The sequence below is a fragment of the Yinghuangia seranimata genome, assembly GCF_029953285.1.
GTDB classification, from domain to species: domain Bacteria; phylum Actinomycetota; class Actinomycetes; order Streptomycetales; family Streptomycetaceae; genus Yinghuangia; species Yinghuangia seranimata.
The window spans coordinates 245,152-271,399 of sequence record NZ_JASAOI010000029.1; the positions used below are offsets into that span (position 1 = coordinate 245,152).

25 protein-coding genes, 1 pseudogene and 1 riboswitch are annotated in these 26,248 nt (G+C 73.1%); of the genes and pseudogenes, 10 read left to right on the forward strand and 16 right to left on the reverse strand.

The genetic code is table 11. The features are described 5' to 3' along the window. Positions 1 to 6: 6 nt before the first annotated feature. Positions 7 to 1,320, reverse strand: coding sequence for a TerD family protein (locus QI554_RS20320; RefSeq protein ID WP_281471562.1), 1,314 nt, complete (start codon positions 1,318 to 1,320; stop codon positions 7 to 9). A 122-nt stretch (positions 1,321 to 1,442) separates the two neighbouring features. Between QI554_RS20320 and QI554_RS20325 the strand changes: the two genes are divergently transcribed. Further along, positions 1,443 to 1,769 carry a hypothetical protein gene (locus QI554_RS20325; protein ID WP_281471563.1) on the forward strand — a complete coding sequence of 109 codons (327 nt, stop codon included), beginning with the start codon at positions 1,443 to 1,445 and terminating at the stop codon, positions 1,767 to 1,769. A gap of 76 nt (positions 1,770 to 1,845) precedes the next feature. Here QI554_RS20325 and QI554_RS20330 read toward each other — a convergent pair whose 3' ends face one another. Further along, positions 1,846 to 4,314 carry a beta-glucosidase gene (locus QI554_RS20330; RefSeq protein WP_281471564.1) on the reverse strand — a complete coding sequence of 823 codons (2,469 nt, stop codon included), beginning with the start codon at positions 4,312 to 4,314 and terminating at the stop codon, positions 1,846 to 1,848. A 186-nt stretch (positions 4,315 to 4,500) separates the two neighbouring features. On the opposite strand from QI554_RS20330, the gene QI554_RS20335 reads away from it, so the two are divergent. After that, positions 4,501 to 4,905 (forward strand): NUDIX domain-containing protein, encoded by a 405-nt coding sequence (locus QI554_RS20335; RefSeq protein WP_281471565.1) that lies wholly within the window; start codon positions 4,501 to 4,503, stop codon positions 4,903 to 4,905. An 81-nt stretch (positions 4,906 to 4,986) separates the two neighbouring features. Here the strand turns inward: QI554_RS20335 and QI554_RS20340 are convergent, their stop codons facing one another. Further along, positions 4,987 to 5,346 carry an ArsR/SmtB family transcription factor gene (locus QI554_RS20340; RefSeq protein ID WP_281471566.1) on the reverse strand — a complete coding sequence of 120 codons (360 nt, stop codon included), beginning with the start codon at positions 5,344 to 5,346 and terminating at the stop codon, positions 4,987 to 4,989. Between the two features lie 92 nt (positions 5,347 to 5,438). Here QI554_RS20340 and QI554_RS20345 point away from each other — a divergent pair, with 92 nt between their 5' ends. The 3 genes from QI554_RS20345 (at position 5,439) to QI554_RS20355 (ending at position 8,061) form a co-directional block, all read left to right on the forward strand. After that, the gene (locus QI554_RS20345) at positions 5,439 to 6,785 is read left to right on the forward strand and encodes an MFS transporter (protein ID WP_281471567.1); all 1,347 of its coding nucleotides are present in this window, start codon (positions 5,439 to 5,441) and stop codon (positions 6,783 to 6,785) included. A 94-nt stretch (positions 6,786 to 6,879) separates the two neighbouring features. Next, positions 6,880 to 7,260 (forward strand): VOC family protein, encoded by a 381-nt coding sequence (locus QI554_RS20350; protein WP_281471568.1) that lies wholly within the window; start codon positions 6,880 to 6,882, stop codon positions 7,258 to 7,260. A 111-nt stretch (positions 7,261 to 7,371) separates the two neighbouring features. After that, complete coding sequence (locus tag QI554_RS20355) at positions 7,372 to 8,061, forward strand: Rossmann-fold NAD(P)-binding domain-containing protein (RefSeq protein WP_281471569.1); 690 nt, start codon at positions 7,372 to 7,374, stop codon at positions 8,059 to 8,061. 11 nt (positions 8,062 to 8,072) lie between these two features. Here QI554_RS20355 and QI554_RS20360 read toward each other — a convergent pair whose 3' ends face one another. Both QI554_RS20360 and QI554_RS20365 read right to left on the reverse strand, forming a co-directional pair. Next, positions 8,073 to 8,948 (reverse strand): DUF4429 domain-containing protein, encoded by an 876-nt coding sequence (locus QI554_RS20360; RefSeq protein WP_281471570.1) that lies wholly within the window; start codon positions 8,946 to 8,948, stop codon positions 8,073 to 8,075. Between the two features lie 10 nt (positions 8,949 to 8,958). Further along, positions 8,959 to 9,159 (reverse strand): pyridoxamine 5'-phosphate oxidase family protein, encoded by a 201-nt coding sequence (locus QI554_RS20365; RefSeq protein WP_485131015.1) that lies wholly within the window; start codon positions 9,157 to 9,159, stop codon positions 8,959 to 8,961. Positions 9,160 to 9,198: 39 nt separating this feature from the next. Here QI554_RS20365 and QI554_RS20370 point away from each other — a divergent pair, with 39 nt between their 5' ends. Continuing rightward, entirely contained in the window at positions 9,199 to 9,822 is a 624-nt protein-coding gene (locus QI554_RS20370) for a TIGR03086 family metal-binding protein (RefSeq protein ID WP_281471572.1), read from the forward strand. Here QI554_RS20370 and QI554_RS20375 read toward each other — a convergent pair. From QI554_RS20375 to QI554_RS20390, 4 genes are all read right to left on the reverse strand, one after another. Next, positions 9,819 to 12,209 (reverse strand): DUF6531 domain-containing protein, encoded by a 2,391-nt coding sequence (locus QI554_RS20375; protein WP_281471573.1) that lies wholly within the window; start codon positions 12,207 to 12,209, stop codon positions 9,819 to 9,821. The two genes, QI554_RS20370 and QI554_RS20375, sit on opposite strands and share 4 nt — an antisense overlap. Then, positions 12,206 to 12,880, reverse strand: coding sequence for a hypothetical protein (locus QI554_RS20380; RefSeq protein ID WP_281471574.1), 675 nt, complete (start codon positions 12,878 to 12,880; stop codon positions 12,206 to 12,208). Before QI554_RS20380 ends, QI554_RS20375 begins: the two co-directional genes overlap by 4 nt. A 71-nt stretch (positions 12,881 to 12,951) precedes the next feature. Continuing rightward, complete coding sequence (locus QI554_RS20385) at positions 12,952 to 14,607, reverse strand: WXG100-like domain-containing protein (protein WP_281471575.1); 1,656 nt, start codon at positions 14,605 to 14,607, stop codon at positions 12,952 to 12,954. Positions 14,608 to 14,623: 16 nt separating this feature from the next. Continuing rightward, the gene (locus QI554_RS20390; RefSeq protein WP_281471576.1) at positions 14,624 to 14,932 is read right to left on the reverse strand and encodes a hypothetical protein; all 309 of its coding nucleotides are present in this window, start codon (positions 14,930 to 14,932) and stop codon (positions 14,624 to 14,626) included. A 240-nt stretch (positions 14,933 to 15,172) separates the two neighbouring features. Between QI554_RS20390 and QI554_RS20395 the strand changes: the two genes are divergently transcribed. Continuing rightward, positions 15,173 to 15,802, forward strand: a complete 630-nt coding sequence (locus QI554_RS20395) for a VOC family protein (protein ID WP_281471577.1) — start codon at positions 15,173 to 15,175, stop codon at positions 15,800 to 15,802. Between the two features lie 72 nt (positions 15,803 to 15,874). Here the strand turns inward: QI554_RS20395 and QI554_RS20400 are convergent, their stop codons facing one another. Both QI554_RS20400 and QI554_RS20405 read right to left on the reverse strand, forming a co-directional pair. Next, positions 15,875 to 17,272 carry an FAD-binding oxidoreductase gene (locus tag QI554_RS20400; RefSeq protein ID WP_281471578.1) on the reverse strand — a complete coding sequence of 466 codons (1,398 nt, stop codon included), beginning with the start codon at positions 17,270 to 17,272 and terminating at the stop codon, positions 15,875 to 15,877. A 349-nt stretch (positions 17,273 to 17,621) separates the two neighbouring features. Further along, positions 17,622 to 18,593 carry a quinone oxidoreductase family protein gene (locus QI554_RS20405; protein WP_281471579.1) on the reverse strand — a complete coding sequence of 324 codons (972 nt, stop codon included), beginning with the start codon at positions 18,591 to 18,593 and terminating at the stop codon, positions 17,622 to 17,624. A 167-nt stretch (positions 18,594 to 18,760) separates the two neighbouring features. On the opposite strand from QI554_RS20405, the gene QI554_RS20410 reads away from it, so the two are divergent. After that, complete coding sequence (locus QI554_RS20410) at positions 18,761 to 19,489, forward strand: SMI1/KNR4 family protein (RefSeq protein WP_281471580.1); 729 nt, start codon at positions 18,761 to 18,763, stop codon at positions 19,487 to 19,489. A gap of 26 nt (positions 19,490 to 19,515) precedes the next feature. Here QI554_RS20410 and QI554_RS20415 read toward each other — a convergent pair whose 3' ends face one another. After that, positions 19,516 to 20,985, reverse strand: a complete 1,470-nt coding sequence (locus QI554_RS20415) for a luciferase domain-containing protein (protein ID WP_281471581.1) — start codon at positions 20,983 to 20,985, stop codon at positions 19,516 to 19,518. A gap of 38 nt (positions 20,986 to 21,023) precedes the next feature. On the opposite strand from QI554_RS20415, the gene QI554_RS20420 reads away from it, so the two are divergent. After that, positions 21,024 to 21,443 carry a winged helix-turn-helix transcriptional regulator gene (locus QI554_RS20420; RefSeq protein ID WP_281471582.1) on the forward strand — a complete coding sequence of 140 codons (420 nt, stop codon included), beginning with the start codon at positions 21,024 to 21,026 and terminating at the stop codon, positions 21,441 to 21,443. Here the strand turns inward: QI554_RS20420 and QI554_RS20425 are convergent. Then, the gene (locus QI554_RS20425) at positions 21,440 to 22,189 is read right to left on the reverse strand and encodes a GNAT family N-acetyltransferase (RefSeq protein WP_281471583.1); all 750 of its coding nucleotides are present in this window, start codon (positions 22,187 to 22,189) and stop codon (positions 21,440 to 21,442) included. The two genes, QI554_RS20420 and QI554_RS20425, sit on opposite strands and share 4 nt — an antisense overlap. Positions 22,190 to 22,465: 276 nt before the next feature. Further along, a riboswitch (SAM riboswitch) is annotated at positions 22,466 to 22,577 on the forward strand. 522 nt (positions 22,578 to 23,099) lie between these two features. Between QI554_RS20425 and QI554_RS20430 the strand changes: the two genes are divergently transcribed. Next, positions 23,100 to 23,756 (forward strand): acyl carrier protein, encoded by a 657-nt coding sequence (locus QI554_RS20430; RefSeq protein WP_281471584.1) that lies wholly within the window; start codon positions 23,100 to 23,102, stop codon positions 23,754 to 23,756. Between the two features lie 114 nt (positions 23,757 to 23,870). Here QI554_RS20430 and QI554_RS20435 read toward each other — a convergent pair whose 3' ends face one another. From QI554_RS20435 to QI554_RS20445, 3 genes and pseudogenes are all read right to left on the reverse strand, one after another. Then, positions 23,871 to 24,065, reverse strand: coding sequence for a ferredoxin (locus tag QI554_RS20435; RefSeq protein WP_281471585.1), 195 nt, complete (start codon positions 24,063 to 24,065; stop codon positions 23,871 to 23,873). A gap of 59 nt (positions 24,066 to 24,124) precedes the next feature. Further along, a pseudogene (locus tag QI554_RS43585) lies at positions 24,125 to 24,951 on the reverse strand (AfsR/SARP family transcriptional regulator). Between the two features lie 181 nt (positions 24,952 to 25,132). Continuing rightward, positions 25,133 to 25,900 (reverse strand): thioesterase II family protein, encoded by a 768-nt coding sequence (locus QI554_RS20445; protein ID WP_281471586.1) that lies wholly within the window; start codon positions 25,898 to 25,900, stop codon positions 25,133 to 25,135. Between the last annotated feature and the right edge of the window lie 348 nt (positions 25,901 to 26,248).

Genomic DNA, 26,248 nt, shown 5'->3' on the forward strand with positions numbered 1-26,248 from the left:
CCCGGCTCAGTCGAAGTCGCCGAGGTCCTTGAACTCGACCGGGCCGCGGTCCATGGCGAAGCTGCCGTCGGGGAAGAGCACCGGCCGGCTCTCGCTGTCCTTGCGGCTGTAGGCCTCGATGTGGCGGACGGCGAGGCCCTGCGGGTCGGTGAAGTCGACCAGCGCGACAACCACCCAATAGCTGTAGTCGTTGTCGTCGTGCAGCGGCGCGATGACGGTGTTCGCGCCGCCGTCGGTCACCACCGCGCGGGCGCCGTAGCTGCGGAAGCTGCCGATGCCGTTGCCGAGCGCGCTGTAGGCGCAGACGAGGACGAAGCCCTGCGCGGCGGGGCGGGTGACGCGGATCGTCTCGACGCCGGGAGTGCGGGCGTCGGCGTCCAGACGGATGTAGGGGGCGGCCCGCTCGGCGCCGGGGTTGTTCCAGTAGACCGCGCCGGTCCTCGGGTGGTGCCGCACGTCGTTGAGCACGCGGCGCGCGGACCGCGGCAGCGCGTCGCCGTCGGGGCGGCGATGGCCGATCAGCGTGCGGTCCTTGCCGTCGACCTGGTCGGCGGGGACGAAGAGCGCGTACAGGTCGAGGTCGGAGTCGGCCTGGGCGCCTGCTCCTCCGTCCCATTCCAGGGTGACGGTGACGAACGCGTCGCGGGCGTACTTGTCGAACGGGACGGCGGCGGTGGCGCCCTTGGCGAGGGAGATGGCGTTCCCGCGCGGGGCGGCCGCCTGCGCCGGCACCGCGAATGCCGGGGCGGCGGGCGGAATCGTTTCGGCGGCGGCGAGGGGCTGCGCGGGTTCGACGTCCGACTGCTCGGGCTCGACGTCCACTCCGAAGTCGACGGCCACGCCCGCGAGTCCGGACGCGTAGCCCTGCCCGACGGCGCGGACCTTCCAGCCGTCGCCGCGCCGGTACAGCTCGGCCAGCACCGCCGCAGTCTCACCGCGGTCCAGCACGGGGACCTCGAGGCCGTACCGCGTCGGGCCTGCGGTCGCTGTGGCGCGTATGCCCTGCGCCGCGGCGAACGTGGTCCCCATCGGCGCAGCGACGTCCACCGAGGCCACCACGACGACCCGCTGCACAGCCGCCGGGAGCGCAGAGGGCTCGACGTCGACGCGGGCGGACCGGTCCCCCGCGGAGAACGCGACCGCGCCGCCCTCGGCCCGCGGGTTGTTGAAGAACACCATGTCCGCGTCCCCGCGCACCTTGCCGTCCGCGCCGACGAGCAGCGCCGCCACGTCCAACTGCACGCCGTCGCCCCAGGCCAGGTCGAGGACGACCGGTCCCGGCGGCAGTTCGGCGTTCGCTCCGGGTTGCAGGTCCACCACGCGCTCCTCCTCGGTCGGGCCGCGGCACCGGACGGCACCACGACGTCGCAGGCTGTCATACCGGAAACCGGCTCGCGCCGGGAGCGGGAGGTCGGGCACAGTGCGTCGCGAGGAGGTGCGTGGTGAGCGTCGGAGACAAGCAACTGTGCCGGCTGGTACGACGGTTGCTCGACGAGCGCCCGCGCGGGCGGGAGGAGGCGGCCGAGGTCGTCTGCGACTGGCTGCGCGCGTTCAACGAGCGGGAAGTGGGGCTCGTGGTCGCGCTGCTCGCTTCGATCGCGGCCGTCGAGGACGATCCGGACGCGCGGGAGGCCCAGTTGCACGCCATGACCGAGCTGTCCATCCGGCCCGGCTTCGACCGCGCGCAGGTCGCGCCGGTGTACGGCATCGACCGGGCCGTTCTCGGCCCCGGCGAACTCGAGTACATCGACGGGTTCGAGGAGGAGTGAACGGCCCGGACGGATGAACGCCCGCCGGGCCCGGCCGCGTTGGCGACAGGCCGGGCCCGGGGGAACTCCGGTGCCGCTAGAGGGTGATCTCCGCCGCGAGGCGCAGGTCGGCGGCGTTGCGGCCGACGCCGACGCGGTACGCGCCCGGGGTCGTCGTCCACTCGGCGGTGGCCTCGTCCCAACGGGCCAGGGTCGCGGCGTCGACCGTGATCCGGACGGAAGCCTTGGCGCCGGACGCCGCTTCCACCGGGGCGTACCCGATCAGGCGGATCGGCTCGGGCGCGCCGAACAGCTCGCCGGAGACCGGCTCCAGGTACACCTGCACGACCTCGCGGCCGTCACGCGCACCGGTGTTGGCGACGGTCGCCTCCACGGTCAGGCCGGTGGCGGCGTCGCCCTCCACCGTCAGGCCCTCGTACGCCCACTCGGTGTAGCCCAGGCCGTAGCCGAACGGGTACGCCGGGAGCGCGCCCCGCCGCGCCCACAGCCGGTAGCCGATGGTGTGCGACTCGCTGTAGGTGTGCCGCCCGTCGACCGGCGTGGTGGACAGCACGGGCACGGAGGCCTCGTCGGCCGGGTAGGTGGTCGGCAGGCGTCCGCCCGGTTCGGCGGCGCCCGTCAGGATGTCGCCGATCACGGCGCCGCCCTCCTGGCCCGGCAGCCACGCCCACAGCACCGCCGCGACGTCGTCGCGCCACGGCATCAGGACGGGCGACCCGGCGTTGACCACCACGATCGTGTTGGGGTTGGCCGCGGCGACCCGCGCGACGAGTTCGTCGGAGCGGCCCGGGAGCGCGAGGGTCTCGCGGTCGAAGCCCTCCCCCTCCGTGTCGTGCGTGGTGCCGACGACCACGACGGCCAGGTCGGCGGCGGCCGCGTCCGCGACGGCGGCGGCGAGTTCGTCGTCCTCGGGCAGGCGCGGGTCGGCCCAGCCGAGCGCCACGGCGGCGAAGCCGACCTCGGGGTCGACGGTGTACCGCACGGTGACGTCGACCGGCACGCCCGCCTTCGCCGCGACATCGATGCGGCTGACCGGCGGCTTGAGCATCGCCTCGATGACGTCACTGCTGTCGTTGTCGTGCCGCAGCGTCGGGCGCGCGGCGCCGTCGACGGTGACCTCGAACTCGCCGATGCCGCGCACGTCCAGCAGGTGCGTGCCGTCGACGGTGGGCGTCACTCGGGTGTGCATGGTGATGACGGCGGTGCCCTCGGGCATGTCGCCCGGCCAGTACATGACGCTGGAGCCGAGCCGGTGTTCGTCGCCGAGCGAGGTGCCGTCGGCGGCGGCGAACGCAACGCCCGTGCCCGGCTTGCCGGTTGCTGGATCAACGGACGCGGCGAGCGGCACGTCGGGCAGCGCGCGGTGGGTGAAAACGCCTTCCCGCACGGTCAGCTCGACGTCGGACCCGAACGCCTCGCGCAGCCCCTCCGGCACGCCGACGACGCGCTCCGGGTTGACGTGCGCGCTGCCGCCGCCCTGCGACGACAGCCGTACCGCGTTCGGCCCGATGACGGCGACGCGCCGCACGGCGGACGGGTCGACGGGCAGCGCGGCGTCGCGGTTCTCCAGCAGCACCATCGCCTTGGCGGTGATGGCGCGGATCTGCTCGGCGGCGTCGGCGGGCGTGGTGACGCCGGTCGGGCGCGGGTCGTGGCCCTCGAGGGCGCCGACCCAGGCGGCGAGCCGCAGGATGCGCAGGATCTTGTCGTCGAGGACCGCCTCGTCGACGCGCCCCTCGCGGACCGCCTCGACCAGCGGCTCGCCCCAGTGCGGGACGGGCGGCGGCATGGCGACGTCGGTGCCGCCGAGCGCGGCGGGCTCGGTGGTGCGGACGGCGTCGTAGTCCGACACGACCACGCCGTCGAAGCCCCACTCGCCCTTGAGGATCTCGTTCTGCAGGCGGGAGTTCTCGGTCATCGAGGTGCCGTTGACACCGTTGTACGCCGACATGACGAGCCACACCCGCGCCTCTCGGACGGCGGCCTCGAACGGCGCCAGGTACACCTCGCGCAGCGCGCGCTCGTCGACGGTGACGTCGTACGTGAAGCGCTCGTTCTCGGAGTCGTTGGCCACGAAGTGCTTCATGGTGGCCGCGACGCCGGCGGACTGCACGCCGCGGACGAACCCGACGGCGGTCTTGGCGGAGAGCAGCGGGTCCTCGGAGTAGCACTCGAAGTGCCGTCCGCCGAGCGGGGTGCGGTGCATGTTGACGGTCGGCGCGAGCAGGATGTCGATGTCCTTGTCGCGGGCCTGGGCGCCCATCAGCGAGCCGATGCGGTACGCCACCTCCGGGTCCCAGACGGCGGCCTGGGCGCTGGGCGACGGGAACAGCAGCGACGTCGCGCGCTCGTCGCCCCACACGACGCCGCGGACGCCGACGGGGCCGTCGCACAGCCGCAGCTTGCGCAGACCGATCTGCGGCATCGCGGGCAGCGACCAGAAGTCCTCGCCGACGACCAGCCGCACCTTGTCCTCGAGGGTCAGGCGGCCGACGAGCTCGCGCAGCTGGGGGTCGCCGAGGCCGGGGGTGTTGCCGCTCGTCATGCCGTGGTGCCTTTCGTGCCGCCTGCTGGGGGTGTGCTCACGCTAGCCGCGAAAACCAACCGAGAGATAGGTTTGTTATGCGTGCGTTACCTTACGCGCAGAATAGCGTCCGCAACCGTCCGGTACGCCGCGGGCGTCCCCACCGGCACCCGGCCCGAATCCGGCCCGACGAAAGGCGGCGGCACCGTGATCGACAGCGACACCGGCTGGTACTTCGTCCCCGCGAGCCTCAAGGCGGTCGTCCTGCGCGGCGACGAGGTCATGCTCTGCCTCAACCCCCGCGACGAGTGGGAGCTGCCCGGCGGCTGGCCCGACCGCGGCGACCGGGACGCGGCGGCCACGCTGGTCCGCGAAGTCCACGAGGAGTCGGGCCTGTCGGTCACTCCGGGCCCCGTCGTGTACGCCGACATCCTGCGCGTCGGCCCCGAGGGGCAGGTGGTCGTGGTCATGTACCGCGCGGAGTGCGACGCGTCCGCCGAGCCGACGCCCGGCGACGAGCACCGCGTCGTGAAGTTCTTCCCGGTCGACGACCTGCCCGAGCCGCTGCCGGAGCTCTACCGGCGCGGGATCGCGGCGGCGCGCAGGGGGTAGCCGAGGCAGGGCGGAGAGGCCGGGCCGCCCCAGGTCGAAGTCGGCGGCGGCCGCGAAGAGCCCGCGCCGTCGACCGCGTCCTCAGTCGTGCGGCGCGGCGCCCGTCACGCGGTGGTCCGCGTGGCTCAGCGCCTCCAGCACAAGACGGCGCAGGTGTCCGTCCGCGAGGCGGTAGTGGACGTGTCGGCCCTCGCGGCGGGTGTCGACCAGGCCGGCGAGGCGGAGCTTGGCGAGGTGCTGGCTGACCGCGGGGCGGGCCGCGCCGGTCTGCTCGGCGAGGGTGCCGACGTCCGCCTCGTCCTGCGCGAGCAACCAGAGGACGTGCAGCCGTGTGGGGTCCGAGAGCAGCGCGAACACCGATGCGGCGGCGGCCAGGCGCGCGGCGTCCGGCGTGCGCAGGTGCGTTCCTGTCGCAGGTGGGAGCTCTGTGCGGTCAGGCATGGGGCCAGCCTAGCCCACACGCTCACATGTGCGCAGATGCGCACATGTATGTATCGTGGGAGGTGTCAGTCCCCCGGCCGCGAGGAGCCGCCATGCTCGCCGTCCTCCGCAACCGCACCTACCGCCTGCTCTTCACCGCCCAGGTCATCGCCCTGGTCGGCACCGGGCTGGCGACCGTCGCGCTGGGGCTGCTGGCGTACGACATCGCGGGCGCCGACGCCGGGTCCGTGCTCGGCACCGCGCTGGCGATCAAGATGGCCGCGTACGTCGCCATCGCCCCCGCCGTCGGCGCGCTCGCCGACCGCGTCCCGAGGCGCGCGCTCATGGTCGGCGCGGACCTGATCCGGGCCGCGGTCGCGCTGTCGCTGCCGTTCGTCGACCAGGTCTGGCAGGTGTACGTGCTGGTCTTCCTTCTGCAGTCGGCCTCGGCGGCGTTCACCCCGACCTTCCAGGCGGTCATCCCCGACGTGCTGCCGGAGGAGCGCGACTACACCCGCGCGCTGTCCCTGTCGCGGCTCGCCTACGACATGGAGAGCCTGTTCAGCCCGGCACTCGCCGCCGCGCTGCTCGCGCTGATCAGCTACAACTGGCTCTTCCTCGGAACGGTGGCCGGCTTCGCCGCATCAGCCCTGCTGGTCGTCTCCGCCGTTCTGCCGAAGCCCGCCGCGGCGCCGCGCGGCGAGGGCGTATACGCGAAGGCCACGGCCGGCGCCCGGATCTTCTTCTCCACACCCCGGCTGCGCGCCCTGCTCCTCCTCAACCTCGCCGTCGCGGCCGCCGGCGCGATGGTCACCGTCAACACCGTCGTCTACGTGCGCAGCGAACTCGGCCTGGCCGCAGGCAGCGTCGCCCTGGCACTCGGCGCCTACGGCGCGGGCTCGATGGCCGTGGCCCTGCTGCTGCCGCGCACGCTGGACCGGGTCTCCGACCGCACGGTGATGCTCCGCGGCGCGCTGCTGCTGCCCCTCGTGTTCGCCGCCCTCGCCGCGATCACCCTTACCCCATCTGCGAGTTGGCGCTGGCCCGCGCTTCTCGCGACATGGGCGGCCTTCGGCGCGGCGGCCTCGATGGTGCTCACCCCGACCGGCCGGGTGATCCGCCGCTCGGCCCCCCGACCAATGCTCACCCAGGCCTTCGCGGCGCAGTTCTCCCTCTCGCACATGGCCTGGCTCGTCACCTACCCCCTCGCCGGCTGGCTGGGCGCGACGGCCGGACTCCCCTACACCGTCGCAGTCTTGGGAACGACCGCCCTGGCCGCCTCGGTCACCGCCACCCACCTGTGGCCCCAGGACCCGCCACCCATCCCCCACATCCACACCGACCTCGCCGCGGACCACCCCCACCTGGGCGACGCGGTCCCGGTCACCCACGGCTGGCGCCACACCCACGTCACCACCCTCGACGACCTCCACCCGGAGCCCCAGCGCACGGCGGCCTGACATCCGCAAGGACGCCCGCCGTCGGGTGCTGCCCGTACATGAGCCGCCGGCGGTCGCTCTGGTTGTCGCGTCGGGGCGGACGTAGCATGCGCGGGTGATTCTGGGGTTCTCGCACATTCAGTTGGTGGTGCGTGATGTAGAGGCGAGTGCCGCCTTCTACCGGGCTGTGTTGGGGCTGGATGATCTGGCGTCGGGGGTGCTCGAGTCGGGGCCTTATGCCGCTCTGCGGCATCCCACGGCGGGGTTTGTGATCGGAATGCAGACGGCCGGGCCCGGGGACGCCGCAGCTACGCCCGGCATCGACCATCTCTCGTTCGCCGTGTCGGACCTGGCGGCGCTCGAGCGGTTGCGGGGCGGGTTCGTCGAGGCGGGGTTGGCGCCGGGTGAGGTTTTCGAGGAGTCGGTCAGCCACAATCTGCGGCTGACGGACCCGGACGGGCTCGTCGTCGAACTCACCGCCCCGAAGGGCCGCTAGAGAGTTCGCCGCGCTCGCGGCGCGGAGTGTCCGGCCGCGCGTCCCGGACGTGGGGGCCGGGCGGCGCTAGCGTCCGGTGGAGGTCCTGGAACCGCACTGTGGAGTGAGCCCGTGAACGTTCTCCTGTTCGGCACGTCCGGCATGGTCGGGCAGGGCGTCCTACGCGAATGCCTGCTCGACGACCGCGTCGCGAGCGTCGTCGCCGTCGGCCGGGCGCCTCTCGGGCTGTCCGACACCAAGCTGCGCGAGATCGTGCACACCGACTTCACGGACTTCTCAGCGGTCGCCGATGAGTTCGCGGACGTCGACGCGTGCTTCTTCTGCCTCGGGGTCACCTCCGCCGGCAAGGGCGAGGAGGAGTACCGGCACATCACGTACGACTTCACGCTCGCCGCCGCCCGGGCCCTGCCCGACGACCCGGGGCTCACGTTCGTGTACGTCTCCGGGGAGGGGACCGACAGCAGCGAGCGAGGACGCCAAATGTGGGCCCGGGTGAAGGGCCGGACCGAGAACGCGCTGCTCGCGATGCCGTTCCACGCGTACATGTTCCGGCCCGGCTTCATCCTCGCGAAGCACGGCGAGCAGTCCCGGACCCCCGCGTACCGGCGCCTGTACCCGGTGTTCTCGGTGCTCTACCCGCTCATCCGGCGCCTGGCGCCGAACAAGGTCACGACCACGGAGAACATCGGCCGCGCCATGCTCGTGGTCGCGGGGCGGGGCGGCGGCGGGGAGCACATCCTGCGCAGCCCGGACATCAACCGTGTGGCGGCGACCTGGACTCCTGGACAGAGCGGATCCTGACGGTCGGCGCGTCACAGTCTCCGCAGTAGGGCCGCCTTCGCTGCGGCGAACTCGGTGTCGTCGAGGATGCCGTCGCGGCGCAGGTCGCCGAGTTCGCGGAGGCGGCGGAGGATGACGTCCGGGTCTCCGGCTTCGGCCGGTGGGGTCGGTGCGGGGAGTTCCGCGACGGGGGCGGGTGCCGGTGCGGTGGGGTGCGGGAGGCGGCCCAGGACCGCGGCGCCGACGAGGGCGGAGGTGCCGCTTTCCTTTTTGGTGCCCCACAGCAGCAGGCAGTTCGGGTCGAGGTGCGGCGGCGCCTCGGCCTCGTCGGAGCGGCGCCGGAAGCGTAGGTGCCCGTAGTCCATGCCGACCGCCGGGTGCCATTCGACGTCCGCGATGTCGGCGAGCGGTATGCGCTGGGTGCCGTGCGCGCGCTTGCGTTCGTCGGCGAGCCAGCCCCATTCCAGGCGGACGGTGTCGCCGTCGAAGGCGACGCTGCCGTCCTTGCCGTTGCCGGCCTGGGGCACCGCGAGCGGCGGGAGCAGGTAGCGGTCGCACGGGCCGTCGGGGACGCTCTCGACGACGCGGGCGTCGCGCACCGCGTCCGCGAAGTACTCGGCCACACCGGTGCGGTCGGACTCGACGACGAGCGCGTACGGATCGGCCGCGTCGTCCAGCCGACCGCCGCACAGCTGCAGGAACGGGTCGGCGCCGGGCCGCAGTCGCAGGCGCAGCCGGCCCTGCTTGCGGCCCGGCTCGTACGCGATGCCGGCGACCGCGGCGAGCGGCACCTCGACCTCGCCGAGCAGCTGCCGAAGGCGGTGCACGCCTCGGTCGCGGCCGGGGACGATGCGTATCGTCCCGCCGTCGAAGGTCCAGGTGCCGTCCCGCGCGATTACCTCTGTCACCCGCCCGATCCTAATGATCGACAAAGCGCCGGCGCGTCGCGCCGACGACCAGGTCGACGTCGGTGTCGGCGCCGGTGAGCACGCATCCGGGGTGCCGGGCGAGGTCGGCGGCCTTGCGGGCCTGCCGGGCGGTGTTGAAGCAGGGGGATCCGCCCAGCCAGAGCCCGAGCACGGGCACCACGTGCGGCCGCGCGGCGGGGGCGTCGGGCACCCTGTTGCATGTTGATATGCACATGCTTATCGTAAGCGCATGAGTACTTCTGGATCAGACTTCACCACCCTCAAGGACCGGCACGCCGAGGCCGTCCGCCTCAGCGTCTCCGTCGTCGAACTCGCCGCCTCCGCCGACCTCGTCCGCCCGACCCCGTGCGCGGGCTGGACGTTCGCCGACCTCCTCGCGCACATGACCGCCCAGCACCGCGGGTTCGCCGCGGCGGCGCGCGGCGACGGCGGGGATCTGACGCATTGGCACGTCACGCCGCTCGGCCGGGACTTCGCGGCCGAGTACGCCGAGGCGTCCGTCGACGTGATCGCCGCCTTCGCCGAAGTCAGGGACGAGGAACAGGAGTTCGCGCTCCCGGAGTTCACGCGCGCGCAGAAGTTCCCGGCCCCGCTCGCGATCGGGTTCCACTTCCTCGACTACGTGGTCCACGCCTGGGACGTCGCCCGCACCCTCGGCCGGCCGCTCAGCGTCTCCGACGCGCTGGCCGACGCCGCGCTGCCCATCGCACTCGCGGTCCCGGACGACAACGCCCGCCTCGCCCCGGGCGCGGCGTTCGCCCCCGGGCTGTCCCCCGCCCCGGCCGGAACCGCGATGGACCGCCTGCTCCGCGCCCTCGGCCGCGACCCGGGGTGGACGGCGGGGCAGGCCTAAGGTAGGTCCGCGGCGCCCGGCCCCGGGGGCACGTAGCGGTCCAGAGAGGTGTGCGGGTGGGCCACCAAACGCCGCTCGCCATAAGGCTGTTCGGGCAGGTCGAGGCAGTCGTCGAACTCCCCCGGCCCGGTCACCGTCCCGTCAGGAGCAACGACCGCCACCGGGCCTCCCGACGGGTCGCGGACCACGACGCGGAAGCGCTCTCCGTCCGTTCCCGGCTCGGACTCGACGACCGCCACCGGCGTCTCGTCCGTGACCGACCACCGCCCGCCGTCATGTGCGTACGTCCGGCGCCACACCTCGCGCGGCCCCAGCGACGGATTGAGCGCCGCCGTGACCGCGTCCACAGGTGTGCCGTGCCGCACGGTCTGCGTCACGATCCGTCCGGCCGGGTCCCGTTCGTGGACGACGGTGACCTCGCCGAGTCGGCGTTCGGTTTCGCGGCCGTCGGCGCCGTAGGCGTACTCCACGGTGTGTGGCCCGCACCGCAGTTCCTCCGGGCGGCCGAACGCGTCGTACGTCCAGGTCAGCGCGGCACCGGACGGCGTCACCCGCGACACCACGCGGCCGAGCGCGTCGTGGTGCCGCACGTCGCGCGAGCCGTCGCGCACGACCGCGGCCACCCGGTCGAGCGCGTCGTACTCGTACGCCGTCTCCGTGCCGTCCTCGGCCCGCGCCGCGGCGAGTCTGCCCGCCGCGTCGTAGCGGAGCGACCGGGTGCCGCCGTCGGACGCGGCGACCGAGGTCAGCCGAAGGTCGGCGTCGTACCCGAACACCCGCCGCACGCCGTCGGGCGCGGTGTGCGCGGCCGGCCGCCCGAACGGGCCCGCCTCGAAAGCCGTTTCGCCCCCTGCCGCATCGCGGTGGCCGGTCAGCCGTCCCTCCGCGTCGTACGTCCACTCCTCACCCGCGTCCGCGAGCAGCAGCCCGTCCACGCTCCAACGAGCCGTGCGTGCCTCACCGTTCGCGTAGGTGATGCGCACGGTCCGCCCGAACGCGTCGCGCTCCACGCGGGTCGACGCGCCGTGCCCGTCGCGGTACGCGGTGACCAGCCCCGCCCGGTCGTACTCGGCGGTGCGGGTTCTCCCGTCCGGGGCCTGCCACGACACGAGCCGGCCGTGCGCGTCGTACCCGAACCGGGTCTGCCCGTCGGCCGGATCGGTCATCACGACGGGCATCCCGCGCTCGTCGCGCTCGTACTCCCACAATCCGCCGTCCGGTGCCACGACGCGAAGAGGCTCTCCGGAGCCGTCAAGGTCCATGACGGCCTTGGACCCGTCGGCCCGGATGAGCTCCACCGCGGTGTCCCCGGCCTCGTAGCCGAACCGCGTGGTGCGGCCCAGCGGGTCGGTGGTCCCCGTCAACCGGCCCCGGTCGTCCCACGAGCGGCGGGTCCCGGCGCCGAGCGGGGACGTCACGGCGACGACGCTGCGGTGCTCGTCCACAGCGAACGCCCAGGCGCGGCCCTGCGCGTCGGAGACCGTCGTGACGCACGCCGCGTCGTCGTACGCGTAGCGGCGTTCCTCCGCCGCGTACTCCCCCGTCGCGTGCACGCAGCGGCGTTCGTCGTCGTAGTCGTAGGTCCGGACCGCCCCGACCCGGTCGGTCCACGAGAGGAGCAGGCCGCGGTCGTCGTACCGGAACCGGCGGGCGCTCCCGTCCGGCGCGGTCTCGGCCACGAGCCGCCCGCCGTCGTCGTAGGCGAAGCGGGAGAGTCCCAGGGCCTTGACGTCGTCGGGCATCAGCGTGTCGGGGTCGGCCCCGAGCAGGGTCAGCCCGACGACCCGGCCGCCGTCCGTGGCGACGGCGACCCGGTAGCCGCCGCTGTGCCAGATCTCGGCCGGGGCGCCGCCCGCGTCGTACACGACGTCGATCTGGTTGCCGTGCCGGTCGGCGACCGCGAGGAGCGGCAGCACCAGCCCGTCGGCGCCCGCTGTCGGCCGCACCCCGGCGGGCGCGCCGAAGTAGCGGATGACGCCGCGCCGCGGGTCGGCGACGGCGCACGCGCCGCCCGGTGCGCCGTCCCAGGCGAGCGCCCAGTGCGGCCCGTGTTCGGGGAACACGCGTGCGCCGGGCTCGGGCGCGGGATAGCGGACCACGCGCCCGTCCGCGGTGCACAGCGTCACCTGCCGGGCGGCCAGTTCGAGGTGTTCGTCGAGCCAGGACGCCCAGCCGGGGCCGAACCAGCGCCCGTGCCGGTACGCCGATCCGTAGCGGCGCGTCAGCCGGAGCGGCAGGGCCCCGGCCAGGTCGAGGTCGCGCCAGGAGAGCGCGAGTTCGCCGGTGGCCGGGTCGACGTCCCCGCCGGGTGCGCGGCGGGGCCCGCGGACGAGCCCGTCGACCACCGCGTCCGCCGCGGTCGCCGGTCCGCGCAGGTGCTCGATCACGGGGCGAGCAGGTCCTTGACGGCCTCGACCGCCTCGGCCGGGATCGGGAGCGGAGCCTTGGTGCCGTAGTTCAGCACCTGGCGCTCGGTGTCGTAGCCGAAGACGGTGAGCTGCACGGCGTCGGCGTCCGGGTAGTACGCGGCCAGGTCCAGCGCGTCGACGAGTTCGGGGAACGACAGGTCCTCGGCGGCCGTGGTAAGCGGGCGCTCGAGTTCGATGTACGTGTCGAACACCTCGCCGTGGACGGGCTCCCCCGCGGCGAGGAGGCGCGCCTGGTCCAAGCGCAGCGGGTGCCACGGCCCGTCCTCCTCGACGACCAGGAAGCGGGTCCCGTTCGGCGAGCCGAAGATGCGGCAGGCGGTGCCGGAGAAGACCGGCTCGGGGTCGTAGCCGGGCACGTTGCGTTCGACGGCCACCGGCGCGTCGAAGCCGGCGAGCCGCACCTCGACGCTGTGCGGCCCGGCGGTAAGCAGAGTGACCAGTTCGTCGCGGAACGCCTCGGCGAAGGGCGCGGTGCGCAGGCAGGCGAAGTGCAAGGACCCGTCCAGGATGCGCGCGGGCGTGCTCCAGGTGTCGAGGAAGCGCCAGTAGGGCGGGATCACCTCGGTCGCACCGGGCACCCAGAGGGTGTGGTGCCCGCAGATGACGCAGGGCTCGCCGTTCTCGTCCATCGGTCCCGGTTCTTCCGTTCGCTCGTGCTGTCGTTCTGGTGCTCGCGTCATCGTCACGGACGCCCTCGCCGCTACTGCGGGCGGGGCACCCGCGGTACCGCGATCCCCGGCACGGGCACGATGTGCCCGTTGGCGTCGATGGGGCCCAGCGGATGGTAGTCACTGCCGGGCGGCAGATCGACGAATCCGTTCTTGTCGAAGTACGTGTACTGGCCGTTGCGGTTGATGACCGCCTCGACGTGGTCCGACGCCTCCTTGGCCTTGGACCGCAGGTCCTGCCGCATGCTGTGCGGCCCACCGTAGGGCGACTGGGCGCCCGGCACGGTGTCCTCGGGGTGGGTGTGCAGGATGAACTTGTATCCGTCGGCCTTCAGCTCGGGCGGCAGGTTCGTGTACGTGTCGTGGCCGGTCAGGATGCGCATGTCGCCGGCCTGGTTCTGGACGATCGCGAACTCGTGCGGGGCGTAGCTCTGCAGTTCGGCGAGGTGGCTGACGTTGACCTCGCCGCGCGCCACCGGGGTGTGCAGGCCGGGTTGCATCGCGTCGCGGCCGTCCAGCAGGTTGCGGTACAGCGCCTTGGACTTCGGCGACAGGTCGCCCCACGAGGTGCCGGCGGGGAACTCCTTGTTGTTGGCCTTGATGTTGATGGCGCGGTCCCCGGCTTCGGGGGCGCCGCCTTTGCCGCCGATCGTCCCGCCGGCCGCGCCGAAGGCGAGGTCCGCGAGGGAGATGGGCTTGCCGGTGACCGCGTCGGTCAGAGCCGCGCCGCCCGCGCCCGAGATCATCCGGCCCGGGAGGGAGTTGAGCACTTCGGGCGCGTTGCGCGCGGCCGCGGCCAGCGCCGGGGAGAGGCCCTCCAGCTTCAGGGCCAGGCCGGGCAGCTGTCCGGCGCCGGAGGCGAACGCGCCGCCCACCGCGCCGCCGGCCGCGCCCATCTCGGCGGCGTCGATGACGTGGGCCAAACTGAGCCCGTCCTGGGCGCCGCCCGCGATCCGGATCGGTTGGGTGACCGCGACGTCGACGACGATCGCCACGAGCGCGCCCTGCACGGCGAACACGCCGGCGGTGACCGCGGCGGTGATCAGACCCGCCGCGAGGCTGCCCGCGGCGGCGCCGCACGCCTCGATCACGGTCGCCGTGGCGGCCGCGGCGGCACCGCTGGCCGCACCCGCCGTCGCCACGGACAGGCCGACGCCCGCCAGGATCGTCGCGGCGACCGCGAGGATCTCGGTGCGCATCTTGTCCTTGGCGTCGTCGACGAGCTTGGCGTAGTCGTTGAGGTACTTCGCCATGTCGCGGCAGCCCTGGCCGGTCTCGCCCAGCCAGCCGCCCTTGCCGCCGTCGTACTGGCTCCAGAACGTCGCGAAGTTGTCGATCGCCGGGCCGCGGTTGTTCGAGGTCACCGTCGCGGCCTGCTTGCCGGTCGCGGCCCGCACCCCGTCCAGCGCCTCGGCCATCGCCGTGTACGCGTGGGCCAGCTCGCGCAGCTTGTCCTCGTCCGCCTCCGGCCACGGCAGGCCGAGGAGCTCGACGACCTTCTCGACCGCCTCGTCGGCGAAGTGCAGCACGTAGTCGGCCATCTTCTCGACGGCCTCGGCGAACTCCTTCGTCACCTTGTAGGCGGCGTTGCCCACCGATATCGCGACGTCCGCGACGTCTTCGGCGACGTCCTCGACGGTGTCGACCGCGTCCCCGACGGCATGGCCGATGGCCCCGAACACACCCATGCGCGCGCGCCCCCGCTCAGCCGAGCTTGGACGCGTTGGTCTGGTCCTGGTCGACCGTGTTGTCCGCGACGTAGCGCAGCGCGGGGTCGACGCTCGGCACGCCCTGCGCGAGGACCGACAGCGCCTTGGCCATCGAGTCGTGCGCTGGCACGTAGTCGGCCGCGAACTTCTTCCCGGACTCGTCGCCGCCCCAGCACTCGCCGGCCTTGGCGACCGCCTCCTGCCATGCGGTGACCGCGTGCTGGAGTGCGGCGCCCTCGGTCGCGAACACCCCCGCGGCGACGCGGAGATCGTTCGGATGAAGGGAAAAGCCGTCGGTGCCCAAGGCACACCCCCGTGCGCGTTGCTGATGATCTCGACGACCGTAACAACGCATTCCGCCTGCAACGCCGCGGTCTCCACCGGCCCCGGGGATCTTGACCTCCCCGGAAGAACTGTTTGCCTCGCGCTGAGCCGCGCCCGTACGGGGTGAAAGTGACGGTTTGTCGTGCCTTTCGGCCCGGCCGCGTCCATCGGTCAGGAATCGAGAAGCCGTCACCGGGCCACCGGAAATAGCGTCGTTGTCATGACCTCCTCACTCGCAGTCCTCACCCTCGAAGTCACCGACCTGACGGCCGCCGAACGCTTCTATGCGGAGTCCGGCCTCGGCGCCCATGTGCGCCTGCGGGCCGCCTCGGACGAGCCCTCGGAGGGCTTCCGCAGCGTCGTGCTGTCGCTCGTGGTGGCCCAGCCGGCCGACGTCCGCGCCCTCGTCGACGCCGCGGTCGCCGCCGGGGCCACCGCGCTCAAGCCCGCCGCGAAGTCCTTCTGGGGCTACAGCGGCGTCGTCCGGACGCCGGACGGGACGATCTGGAAGTTCGCGTCCTCGGAGAAGAAGGACACCGGCCCCGCGACGGGCCAGGTGGACAAGTTCGTGCTCCTGCTCGGCGCGACCGACGTGGCCGCCACCCGGAAGTTCTATGTCGAGCAGGGCCTCACCGTGGCGAAGAGCTTCGGCCGCAAGTACGTCGAGTTCGCCGCGGCCGAGGGCACCGTCTCGCTCGCCCTGTACGGCCGCCGGGCGCTCGCCAAGGACGTCGGCGTCCCCGTCGACGGCACCGGGTCGCACCGGATCGTCCTGGGTGGCGACGCCGGCTCGTTCGACGACCCGGACGGGTTCGCCTGGGAGCCGGCGGACATCGCCGCCGCACGCTGACGGGCATGACGGGCATGACGGGCATGACGGGCATGACGGCGGCGTACCGGTCCTGGCACGCCGCCGCCCGCGTCACCCGGCCGAAGGCGGGATGTTCTGGTTGGCGCGGAAGAAGTTGTCGGGGTCGTACGTGTGCTTGACGGCGGCCAGCTTGTCGTAATGGCCCCGGTACGTGGCTCCTACGCGCTCCGGGCCTTCCTGTTCGCCCAGGAAGTTGATGTACGAGCCGCCCATGGAATGCCCGTGGAGGTCGGTCCAGTAGTCGACGCACCACTGCCGGACCACGTCCGCGTTGGCGGGGTCGGGGTCGATTCCGGCGATCACGCCGGACCAGACCGCGTCGCGGTAGGCCCAGGCGGTGTCGTCGACACCGACCCGGTGGGCCGCCGCGTCGACCGGGTACAGGTGCATCGTCGACAGATCGGTGGGCAGGGCCTCCCCGTACCGCTGGTGCACCTCGACGGCGGCGTCGGGGATGCCGTCGAAGAAGTCCCCGCGCCAGTACCACTGGAGCCCCTTGGGGATCAGCTCGTCGAACAGCGACTGCAGGGCCGGGTACGGCATCGGAGTGGTGAAGTGGAAGGCGGGCGGGCCCGGTTCGTTCACCGCGGACAGCACGTCCTCGAGCGGCGCGGCGTCCATGTCGCCCGTGTAGCACCACACCACGCCGCACATCTTCCGCCCGTGGATCGGCTCGGGGAACGGCGGCCCTGGAGGCACGACCAGGAGGGCGAAGAAGCCGTTGAGGTCGTCCGCCGCGGCCGGCAGGAACTCCCGGTACCACCGCAGCACTTCCGAGGTGCGTTCGACGGGCCACAGGGTCACCGCGACGCCGACCGTGTCCACCGGGTGGAGGCGGAACGTGAACGAGGTGACCACGCCGAAGTTCCCGCCGCCGCCGCGCAGTGCCCAGAACAGGTCCGGGTGGTCCTTCTCGGTCGCGGTGACGAACGTCCCGTCGGCGAGGACGACGTCCGCCGCCAGCAGGTTGTCGATCGTGAGGCCGTACTTGCGGGTCAGGTGGCCGTGCCCGCCGCCCAGGGTGAGACCGCCCACGCCCGTGGTCGACATGATCCCCGCGGGCATGGCGAGGCCGAATCCGTGGGTGGCGTGGTCCACGTCCCCCAGCTGGCTGCCGCCGCCGACCTGCACGGTGCTCGTCGCCGGGTCCACCCGTGCCCAGCGCATGGGCGACAGGTCGAGCGTCAGTCCGTCGTCGACCAGGCACAGACCGGGACCGCTGTGGCCGCCGCCGCGCACCGCGAGCTCCACGCCCGTTTCCTGGGCGAAGGCGAGCGTGGCCCGCACGTCCGCGGCGTCCACGCACTGCGCGATGGCCGCGGGGCGCCGGTCGATCATGGCGTTGTAGATGCCGCGCGACTCGTCGTATCCGGGATCCTGCGGACCCAGAACAGTGCCCCGCAGCCTCTCGCGCAGGTCGGTGAGGCCGTTTCCGTTGATGCCGCCCATGGCAGAACACCCCTTTGACGTGATCGGGGACGTCGTGGCCGCCACCTTTCAGTCTCCTCCGGCAGTCATTCAGCGCAATTCGGGCTGCCGGCGGGCGGCGCGGCGCGACCGAAAGGCCCCGATGGCCGGGCGGCCGGGGCACCAGGACGCCCGCCGGCGATCACATCTCGTTGCCGGCGCTCACCGCTGCGTGGTCGGACCGGTTCGCCAGGCGACCGCCCACGCTGGGTGGCCGTACGCTCGCGGCATGCGCTGCTCGTCCCGTTGGCCATCGCGCTCGCCCTCGCCGCGGCCGCGTGGACGTGGTCGGTCGCGGCGGCGCGGCGGGGGTAGGTGGCGGCGCGCCTCGTCAGAGGAGGAAGACCGAGGACCCCGTGGTCCGCGCCGACTCCAGCTCGCTGTGCGCGCGGGCGGCCTCGCCGAGGCCGTACCGCTGGTTCACGACGACCTTGATGCGGCCGGTCTCCACGTGGCCGAAGAACTCCCCGACCAGTTCCTCGCGGTCGGCCGGGTCCGCGAGGTAGTCCTCCAGGCCCGGGCGGGTCAGGAACACCGATCCGGCACGGGCGAGTTGCGAGACGTCCACGGACGGCGCGCCGGACGCCGTGCCGAACACGACGAGCAGCCCGCGCCGCTTCAACGACGCCAGCGAACTCTCGAACGTGTCCTTCCCGATGCTGTCGTAGACGACCGGGACGCCGACGCCGTCGGTCAGTTCGCGCACGCGCGCGGCGACGTCCTCGCGCCGGTACAGGATCACGTCGCGGCACCCGTGGGCCAGCGCCAGTTCGGCCTTCTCCTCCGTCGACACCGTGCCGATGACGTCGATGCCGAGCAGCTTCGCCCACTGGCTGAAGATCAGCCCGACACCGCCCGCCGCCGCGTGCAGCAGCACCGTGTCGCCCGCCTTCAGCGGGTGGATGCGGCGCAGCAGGTACGCCGCGGTGAGGCCCCGCAGCGTGCCGGCCGCCGCCGTGTCGAAGTCGACGCCGTCCGGCAGGCGGATCAACGCCGCGGCGGGCACGACGCGTTCGGTGCTGTACGCCCCCAACGCCCCGCCGACGTAGACGACCCGGTCGCCGACCGAGACCTCGGTGACGCCCTCGCCTGTCGCCTCGACGACGCCCGCGCCCTCCACACCGAGGCCGCTGGGCAGGGGCGCGGGGTACAGCCCGCTCCGGAAGTACACGTCGACGAAGTTCAGCCCGACGGCCGCGTGCCGCACCAGGGCCTCGCCGGGCCCGGGCTCCGCGACCGCGACCTCCTCCAAGCGCAGGACCTCGGGTCCGCCCGTCTCGTGGAACCGCACCGCACGTGCCATGCGCTACTCCCGTTTCCGAACGCGCGGGGCACCGTCGGCCCCGTCGGCCGCCGGTCGCGCGCCCCGTCTACGGCAAGTCAACACGCCTGCTGTTAAACCGGTATGAACGGCTTCGGCCCCCGGGTCTCGGCGAACACCGCGACGGCCGCTGCCGGTAGGTTCGGGCCATGAGCCGGCCCCTCGACCTCCACCGCGAACTCGCCGCCGTGATCGACGAGCCGTCCCGCATCGGCGGATTCCTGGAGCGCTTCGCTGCCTCGTGGGCCACCAAGCTGCTGCCGGGCGACGGCTACGGGGAGGCCGAACTGGTGGCCGCCGAGAGCCGGATAGGGATCCCGCTGCCGGGGGCGCTGCGCGAGGCGTACCGGTTGCTCGGCCGGCGCAAGGACCTGACGGCCAACCAGGACCCGCTGGTGCCCCTCGACGAGCTGGACCTGAACGACGACGGCGCCCTGGTTTTCAGGACGGAGAACCAGGCGGCCGTGCGCTGGGGCATCCGCGCCGCCGACCTCCGCGACGCGGACCCGGCCGCGTCCATACGCCCCAACCTCGCAGACAGGAGCGCGGAGTCCTGGGAGCCGTGGCTCGCACCGCTGTCCCTGGCCGTCGTCGAGCTGGTCATGTCGGAGACGGTCCACTTCGAAGACGACAACTGGGACTTCCTCTGCGACGTGGACGACGAAGGCCTGACGCAGCTCGAGGCCCGCTGGACGCGCCTGCCGATTCCGGACTACCCCACCGGCGACCGAGCCCCCGGCATCCGCTGGTTCGCCTCCCCCGACCTCCTGATCTGCGACGAGGCGCGCACCGGCCTCGCCGTGCGGGGCCGCACCGAGGCGGCGTTGGACGAGATCCGGGACCTGATCCCGGGCGGCTGGCTCAACGACCCGCGCTGAGCCAGCCGGCGCACGCGCACCTGCGGTCAGCTCACGGAGACACCCACCTTGCCGAGGGTCCCGGCCGCGAACCCGGCCATGGCGGCGGCGACGTCCTCGAGGTGGTGGACCGACTGGACGGGCACGCGCAGCGCCCCGGAGGCCACGGCGGCCGCGAGCCGGTCCAGGGTCGCCGCGCTCGGGTCGGCCATCACGGGGACCACGGTCACGTCGCGGCCGTCCGCGGCCTCGGGGCCGACGCCGAGCGTGGAGGCGAGGCGTCCGCCGGGTGCCACGAGGTCGACCAGGGCCTGCGGGTCCCCGGCCAGGTGGATCGCCGCGGACACGCCCGCCGGGGCGATGGCGCGGACCTGGGCGGCGAGGTCGCCGGACGCGTCCACGACATGTGCCGCCCCGAGCGCGCGCACGAAGTCTGCCTGGGCGCCGGGTGCGGCGGTCGCGACGACGGTCGCCCCGGCCGTCGCGGCGAGCTGTACGGCGTACGCCCCCACTCCCCCGGTCGCGCCCACGACGAGGACCGTGTCCCCCGCCGCCGGTGCCACGGCCTCGACGACGCCCACCGCGGCCGCACCTGCCAGTCCCAGCGCGCCGGCGTCGGCGAAGTCCACGCCGTCGGGGATAGCCGCGACACCGTAGCCGTCGCTGACCACCACGAAGTCGGCGAACGCCCCGTCGTGGACCGCGGGCTTCATGACGACGCCGAACACCCGAGCGCCGAGCGGTCGTTCCACACCGTCGCCGACAGCGACGACGGTTCCCGCGAAGTCCTTGCCCAGGGTGACGGGGAACGTGTGCTCCATCATGTCCCGGAACACCCCGTGCACGACCGCCTGGTCGAAGCCGTTCAGCGACGACGCGGCGACCCGCACGAGCAGCTCGCCGGGCCCGGGCACCGGCACGTCCACCGCGGTCGCGGTCGGCGTCTCGCCGAACGCGTCGACGGTCACCGCGCGCATGCGGACCGGCATGTCGCCGACGGCCTGCTCGTACGAGGCCCGCAACACCGCCGTGGCAACGGCCAGTTCCTCGGCGTCGCGCGGCGCGTACAGCATGACGATCGTGTCCGGGAACTCCGCGCGACGGGTGATCGGATGCGGCTCGGTCCAGCCCAGCTCGTCGAGGACCCGCACGTACTCGCGGGGGACGGTCAGGTGCAGGAAGCCGGAGCGGTGGATGTGCCCGAACTCGTCGACCTCCGGGTGCAGGAACGCGTCGAACGGCCGCTCGGCGCGGCCCAGTCGCAGCGCGAACGAGCCGGGCTCGGACACCAGGCTCGGGCCGGTGGCCACCCCGGGCAGCGTCTCGGCGTACGCGACGAGCGCGGCGCGGATCTCCGGCGGCGAGAACTGCTCCAGTTGGTCGTGCGGGATCTCCTTGCCCGTGGTCGTCGGGCGGGTTCCCTTGCGCGGCGGCAGCGTGCTCAGGTCGATGGCCACAATGCTCTCCTCGTCGTGTCCGGGCAGGTCGACGCAGCGCACATTTTGTGCGTCGGTCACTTCTTGTGCCCGACACGATCCTGCGCGACGCTCGGGGGATGACGAAAGACGGCACATTGACCCGCCCAGCGCACACCGGTGTTCCCGCCCTGCCCGGCGAGGCGCCGCCGACCTGCGAACTGCGCGAGGTGCTCGACCGGGTGGGCGACAAGTGGAGCGTCCTGCTCATGGCGGTCCTCGGCGACGGCCCGCGCCGCTACTCCGAACTGCGCCGCGCCGTCGACGGGATCTCCCAGCGGATGCTGACCCTGACCCTGCGCAGCCTGGAGCGCGACGGCCTGGTCGTCCGCACCGTCACGCCGAGCACGCCGCCGCGCGTCGACTACGAGCTGACCGAGGTCGGGCACACACTGTCCCGCGAAGTCGGCGCCCTGATCCGGTGGTCGGAGGCCCACCGCGAGTACATCAGCGCCGCCCGGCGTTCCTACGACGCCGAAGAGGCCGTGCGCGAGGGCTAGTTCCCGGGGGTTCGGACGACGGTGAAGGTGGTGCGGCGGTTGAGGCGGAAGCCGAGGGCCGCGTAGAGCCGGATGGCGTTGGTGTTGTCGGCCGCCGCGTGCAGGAAGGGCTGTTCGCCGCGGGAGCGGATCCGGGCGACCGCCGCGAGTACGAGCCGGGTGGCCAGGCCGCGGCCGCGCTGGTCGGTGTCCGTGCACACAGCGCTGATCTCGGTCCAGCCGGGCGGGTGGAGGCGTTCGCCGGCCATCGCGACGAGGCGTCCGTCGACGCGCACGCCGACGTACGTGCCCAGTTCGATCGTGCGGGGCAGGAACGGGCCCGGCTTGGTGCGCTCGACGAGGGCCAGCACGTCGGGTACGTCGGCGGCGCCGAGGACGGCCCAGTGCTCGCCGGGAGCGGCCGGGAACTCACCCGTCCCGCCCTGTGCGACGAGGAGTCCGGACCCGTCGGGGACCTCGTCGCCGGTCATCTGGACGCCTTCGCCGGTGAAGAGCACCTCCCACTCGGCGGGCGGTTCGACGCCGAAGGCCGCGATCGGGACGGGTTCGCCGGGGCCGACGAGGGCGACCAGGTCGGCCCAGTCGGCCGGGCCGGCGTCGTCCGGGAGCGCGAAGAACGGGGAGACGTCCGCGGGGTACCGCAGCACGCGGCCCTTGCGTTCGGCGAACGCCGCGTGCGGGCCGGTGAGCGACGCCCAGGCCGGGTTGCCGAGGACGGACAGGTCGGGGCGGACGGGGATGGTCACGTGGCTACCTCGTGTCGGCGTCGGGGCGGCGGACCGGTCGGGCCGCCGTCGGGTGACGACGCGTCAACACGCGGCACTGGTCGCGCGGCGCAAATCGATGTGCCTGCGGGCGACCAGGTGGCGGTGCAAGTGCATGCCCGGGATGTTACGAGGCGTCAGCTTCGATGGACAAGCCCACCGGGCCTGGGCCAGCTTCCCGGTCATGGCCGTTGCAGGCCAAGGCAGTTCGATGCCCGACCGGGCTCGGACCGCGGCAACACAGCTGCAACAACTGAGTGTCACGAGTACCGGCGCGAAGCCCCGGCTGGCCGGTCGGCAACCCTCCTCCGCGGCGGGGTGCCCCGGGTGAGGACACGGCCGCGCGGTGGGCGCGCGGCAGTCGCGGCCCGCTCCGGCGGGTCTCGGGGGAAGGGGAAGCGGGATGCGGTGCGCCGAGCCGCCGGTCTGTCTCCTGATCAGGTGCCTGCCGATCGACCTTCGCCGGTCGGCCAGTTCGCTGTGTCGCCGCACACTTCCGTAGTCGGATAGCGGCCGGGCGGCCGCCGCGCGCCGACGTGTCCGCTCGTGCGGGCCGCCGCGCGGCCGAGTCACGCCGTTGAGGCTCACCCGCTGAGCCGCGCCGCTTCCGACCACTCCCCCACACCCTCACGCAGCGCGCCGTCGTGCCCTCACGGCGTCGGCCGTAGCCCCGTTCCGCCCCGCCGTCCCGGCCCCGCCCGGCACGGCCCCTTCCCCACGCCCGCCGACGGGCGCGGGCTCGGGGCCGCGCCCGCGGACGGACCCGGGTCGTGCGTGGTCCGCGCGTACCCCGCTAGGAGAACTCCGCCATGTCCGGCATACGCACGTCCCGCAGGCGCAGAGCACTCACGCTCGCCGCCGCCGTCCTCGCCACCGCTCTCTCAGCCACCGCGTGCGGCGGCGCATCGGGGGGCGGCGCGGCCGACGCCGCCGCCGACTCGGGCCCGCCGCCCACGCGCGGCTGGCCGAAGGCCGCCCCGCGGCCGTGCTCACCGTCGGTCCGTGGGCCTCGGCCGACGACGCGCCGCACGGTTTCCAGGACGCGCTGCGCTCTCTCGGGCTGCGCGCCCTCCCGCCGCGTTCCGTCGCGGACGCGGTCGCCGACGCGCTGGCCGACGGCGCCGCGCCGGGGCGCGGGGCCCCGCTGGTCGCCGACGTGGACGCCGAACGGCTTGTCGGCCAGGGCACCGCGGAGCTGCTGCGGCTGTGGGCCGGCGTCCCCGAGGTCCGCAAGGTCCTGGACACCGCGCCGGGCCCCGACGCGTCGCTGCTCGACCGGCTCGCGGAGGCGTCGGACGAGGAGCAGGTGGAGATCGTGCAGCGGCTGCTGTGCGGGCACGCCGCGGCCGTGCTGGGCTACACGTCGGCGCAGGCGCTCGATCCGGACACGAGCTTCCTCGACCTCGGCCTGTCGTCGTTCACCGCGCTGGAGTTGAGCACGCGGTTGACGACGGCCGGAATCGAACTGCCGCTCGCGGCGGTGTACGACCACCCGACGCCGAGCAGTCTGGCGCGATTCCTCCGTGCCCAGCTGGTGGGTGGCCGGTAGTCCTGACCCGGCGCCGCGGGGCGCACACGCGGAAACGCGCGGGATACCGGTCGGCATCCCGCGCGTTCCGCTGTACGCCGGCTCCGGCTCAGCCGGATTCCGGAGCGTCCGAAATCAGTCGTCCTCAATGCGCAACGCTTGCGCGGGGCATATCAGGACGGCTTCCTCAAGGGCGTCGTCGTCTTCCTCGGCGATGCCTTCGAGGACCACGACCAACCCGTTCTCGCCATCCTGCGCAAAAGCTTTCGGCGCGGAAAGCACACACTGTCCGGCGCCCACACACAGTTCCCGTTCCACATCGATTCTCATGACAACAACCGTCCTTCTTGTCGGGCCGGGCCGGGCCGCGGCGGGCCGGCCGGGGATGCTCAAGAGGCCTGCCGGGCATAGAGGTCGCGTGGCGCGCCGCCCTCGGCGAGGGTGCGTCGCAGTGCGGCCGGCAGGTCCAAACGGTGGTCGGCGCGCAGGATGTCGCGGTGCAGTTCGCGCAGCGCCCGGCAGGGCTCCACACCGAGTTCGCCGCGTAGCCGTTCACGGGCCGTCTCGTACACACGTAGCGCGTCCGCCTGCCGCTCGGCGCGGTAGAGCGCGAGCATGAGCTGTCGGTAGAACGGCTCGCGCAGCGGGTGTTCGATGGTGAGCGAGTGCAGCCGGCCGATCATCGCGCGGTGCCGGCCGAGCACCAGGTTGGCCTCGACCAGGAGTTCCGTGCACTCCAGGCGGCCTCCTCGAGCCAGGTGAGAAAACCCTCCACGATCGGCCCGTTGCTCACATTGCCCAGCACCTGGCCGCGGAACAGCCGGAGTGCGGCCTCCAGGGCCGAGGCCGCCTCCTCGTACCGCGACGAGCGCAGGAAGGACCGCCCCTGCGCGACAAGGCGTTCGAAGTCGCGCAGGTCGAACCGGTCGCTCCCGAGGTGGAGGGCGTACCCCGAGGGCGTGGTCGCGATCGGGCTGTCCGTCCGGTCCGGGCGGCCCAGGAACTTGCGGAGCTGGGACACGTACACGTGCAGTCCGGCCTTGGCGCGCTGGGGTGTGTCGAATCCCCATACCTCGGCCATGATCTGATCCATCGTCACGACTTCGTCCGCGCGGATCAGCAGCACGGCGAGTACGGTTTCAATCTTCCGTGCGCTCAGGGTGGCGGCGCCTCGTTCGTCGACTACCCGTAGAGGCCCCAGGATTTCGTATCGCATCAGGAATATCCTTCCATCCGTCCCCCCTATCGCCAGGCTATGCGCCAACGGATCTCCGAATAACCCCTACCGACCCCCTATCGACCCCTACGGGGGCGGCCGTCAACCCTTATCGGAACGCACCTGAAACAAATCACATCGATTGGCAAGACCATGGCAATACCGAGTTAATTTCCGGACACTAGGCCAGTATTCGACGGAGCACGGCGGCCACTTCGGCGAGCCGCCCGTCGAGGTAGAAGTGGCCGCCGGGGAACGTGTGCATCTCGAACGGCGCGGTGGTGTGCGTCCGCCAGGCCTCGGCCTCGTCGGAGGTGACGCGCGGGTCGGCGTCGCCGACCAGGGCCACGACGGGCCGGGTGAGCACGGCGCCCGGTTCAGCGCGGTACGTCTCGATGGCGCGGTAGTCGGCGCGGATCGCCGGCATGACCATTCGGACGAGTTCCTCGTCCTGGAACACGGCCGCGCCGGTGCCGCTGAGCGCCCGCAGTTCGTCGAGCACGCCGCGGTCGTCGCGCAGGTGCACGGTCTCGTCGCGGTGCCGGGACGGCGCGCGGCGTCCTGACGCGAACAGCATGGAGGGCACCGGCGATCCGGTGCCGCGGGCGAGCCGCAGCGCGACCTCGAACGCGACGATCGCGCCCATGCTGTGGCCGAAGAAGGCGACGGGCATGCCGCGTTCGGCGGCGTCCGCGTAGGCGTCGGCGACGATCTCGGCCAGCGCGTCGGCGAGTTCGCCGACGGTGGGGGCGGGCGGTTCGGCGCGGCGGTCCTGCCGCCCGGGGTACTGCACGGCGGCGACGTCCACGTCCGGGGCCAGCAGCCGGGACAGCGGGAAGTAGGCGACGGCCGACCCGCCGGCGCGTGGAAAGCACAGCAGCTTCGGGGCGTTGTCGGCCGCGGGGTGGAACCTCCGCAGCCACAGGTCAGGTCCGCCGCTCGCCCCCATGTGCGGGATTCCCTTCGCTCAAGCCGGAATCCCGCCTTCCGCGGTGCCCCCGGTCGTCGTCCGTCACGCGTCGATCGTCCGGCCGCCGCCCAAAGCCCCGCTAACGCCCGGCTTGCGGAACCCGGCCGCGGACGCGAACGGGCGGCCCGGACAAGGGAGTCCGGGCCGCCCGTGGGCTGTAGGGCGCTCAGCCCTTGGTCAGGTCGATCGGGGGGAGGTCAGGCAGTGCGGCCTTCTCCTCGCCGACGAAGGTGAACTTCTCGTTCTCCCCGTCGCCCTCGGTGCCGACCACCACGATCGAGCCCGGGCGCAGCTCCGCGTACAGGATCTTCTCGGACAGCGTGTCCT